This is a genomic window from Pirellulales bacterium (genome assembly GCA_036490175.1).
Taxonomy (GTDB): Bacteria; Planctomycetota; Planctomycetia; order Pirellulales; family JACPPG01; genus JACPPG01.
This window is the reverse complement of the sequence record DASXEJ010000345.1, coordinates 1-2,467: the sequence shown is the minus strand read 5'-3', so window position 1 is coordinate 2,467 and position 2,467 is coordinate 1. Positions and strand designations below refer to the sequence as shown.

At 59.2% G+C, this 2,467-nt stretch carries 2 protein-coding genes and 1 pseudogene; 2 read left to right on the top strand and 1 reads right to left on the bottom strand.

Annotated elements, in window-relative coordinates; genetic code table 11:
• Positions 1 to 408, top strand: a 408-nt coding sequence (locus VGG64_26100) for an IS3 family transposase (GenBank protein ID HEY1603103.1), incomplete at its 5' end; no start/stop codon positions are given.
• Between the two features lie 234 nt (positions 409 to 642).
• Here the strand turns inward: VGG64_26100 and VGG64_26095 are convergent.
• The gene (locus VGG64_26095) at positions 643 to 1,677 is read right to left on the bottom strand and encodes an IS110 family transposase (protein ID HEY1603102.1); all 1,035 of its coding nucleotides are present in this window, start codon (positions 1,675 to 1,677) and stop codon (positions 643 to 645) included.
• 51 nt (positions 1,678 to 1,728) lie between these two features.
• Here VGG64_26095 and VGG64_26090 point away from each other — a divergent pair.
• A pseudogene (locus VGG64_26090) lies at positions 1,729 to 2,235 on the top strand (integrase core domain-containing protein).
• Positions 2,236 to 2,467 lie beyond the last annotated feature (232 nt).

Below are 2,467 nucleotides of genomic sequence, written 5' to 3'. Positions count from 1 at the left end.
TCTCCAAAAAAAATTCTGAAGCCTGTCAAGAAGCGCGAGATCGTGAACTACCTGATCAGCCGTTACGGCGTGGGCAACAGACAGGCTTGCCGCTGCCTTCGGCTGCCCCGTTCGATGTATTACTACCGCAGCCGCATGGATCCCCTGACGGGGCTGCGCCAGCGCGTGCGTGAGCTCGCTCACGCACGCGTCCGCTTTGGCTATCGGCGCATTTACATGCTGCTGAAGCGCGAGGGTTGGGATGTCGGCATCGATCGGTTCTATCGCGTATACAGCGAGGAAAACCTGGGATTACGGCGCAAGCGGCCCTGGCGGCATGTATCGGCCGCGCATCGAGAGATCAAGCGGCCAGCCAGCGGGCCCAACGAGGTCTGGGGCATGGACTTCTCTATGGTCCGCTCGGTATAAGCAAGTTCCTTAGTCCTCATCTGCGAAACATCAGCGGCGACAGCGATTCGCGTTTATCTATTCGGCCTCGTAATGAGCAACCTCTCAGGCGCTCGGGCCATCAGGGAAAGTCGCGCACGTCCGGCCCAATTAGTGTGAAGGCATCTCAGGGTGCCGGAAGTCCAGTCGGGTTCTCGGACGTGACGAATCATCGTGTCGCCATGATTCCTCATCGATTAGCGAAGGTGGACGGGGTCAAACTCTTTGAGCTGCCGCATCGTGCAGAAAGACTTGCTCATTGTGGCGCAAGAGAGCCCAGCAGATGCGGACCAGTTTGTTCGCCAGCGCGCACACTGCAACGTGGGGATGCATACGCGAGGCCAGACTTCGAATCCAGACATGCAAGGGGTCGTTCCGTTTGTCCTTCCACACCCACAGCGCTCGAGCTCCCTGCACGAACAGCCGTCGCAGGTAGGTATTGCCGCGCTTGGTAATGCCCATTAATCGCGGCTTACCGCCGGTGGTGTGTTGGCGTGGTACAAGTCCTATCCAAGCAGAGAGATCTCTCGATGTACGAAATGCACTGGCGTTGCCAACCGCCGAAACCAGGGCGGTGGCAACTAAGGGGCCGATGCCGGGAATCGTCTGGAGTCGACGGCAGGTGTCGCTTTCTCGGCCAAGACCCCTCAAATACTCGGTGAGTTCCTCGAGCGCCGCTTCAGTCTGCCGAAACATCGCCAGCAACGATGCCAGCAGCTGCCGGAAGGCCGGCGTAAGTTGATTATCCGCATCCGCTAGAATGCTTGGAACAGCGGTACGAAGAGGGTACAGGCCTTGTGCAATCGTCACGCCACGGTCAAGCAATAATCCTCTGATTTGACTGGTCATGCCGTTACGTTGCTCAATAAGCCGCTGTCGTGCCCGATGGAAGGCCTGGACATCGATCTGCTCGATCGATCGCAGTGGGACTGCGCGCATGCTGGGCATCCGGGCGACTTCGGCCAGTGCGGTGGCGTCGTTAAAATCGTTCTTTTGCGACTTTACGAATGGCCGTACGTGTTGCGCGGGTATCAGGCGAACGTCGTGGCCATGCTCGGAAGCCTTACGCCCCAGATGCTGTGCACCACAGCAGGTCTCCATGGCCATGACGCACTTGGGATGTGTGGCAAAAAGCTGGTGTAAAGGCTCCCGAGTCAGTTTCTCTCGAAACACAACTCTACCAATTTCATCCAGCCCAACAACATGAAAAAAGCGCTTACCAATGTCGATGCCGAGGGTCGCAGCGTTCATGGGCGTCTCCTTAGGCGGCGTTGATACCGCACGGTGAGGGTATCCGAGCGGACCATCCCATTAGTGTTTGACCGCATCGCATCGGGTCGAACGCTGAAGTGCCTGGCGATCGTAGACGACGCCACACACGAAGCGGTGGCCGTGGTGCCGGAACACACGATCGGTGGGGATCACTTGACTCGCATCATGGACAGCATCTGCTCACAACGCGGCAAGCCGAGCATGCTGCGCACGGATAACGGCCCGGAGTTCACCGGCAAGGCGATGCTGACCTGGGCACACCGCAATGGCATCGCGCTGCGACTGATCGAGCCAGGCAAACCGAACCAGAACGCGTATGTGGAATCGTTCAACGGGCGACTGCGCGACGAGTGCCTGAATGAACACTGGTTCACGAGCCTAGCTCACGCACGCACTGTGATCGAGACCTGGCGACGTGAATACAACGAGGAAAGACCAAAGAAGTCACTCGGCGGGCTGACGCCCGCTCAGTACGCAAAGAATTTGGCCACCAAGGCCGTTACAATGCCGGGCGACTCTAAAGCCCTGCGCTACTGAAAGCGGGGGGACGTCGGCCCCGCAAAGTCATTACGAGACTCACGGCGGGGTTGAAGTGCGCGCCACTGATCGGCCCTAGTAGGGCAATCAGTGCCGCCAGCACAGCAACGGTGGCCCCAGTGTTGGCGAGCAGCGCGACGGCCACGTTTCCGCCAGCCAGCCGCTGATGCCCGATCCGATTACGGTCGCGGCAAGCAACAACGACCCAAGCGCCTCGCGGTGAGTCGGCGCA

Excerpts from the sequence above, each read along its gene's own strand:
- VGG64_26095 (HEY1603102.1), bottom strand. The coding sequence starts at position 1,677 with ATGAACGCTGCGACCCTCGGCATCGACATTGGTAAGCGCTTTTTTCAT.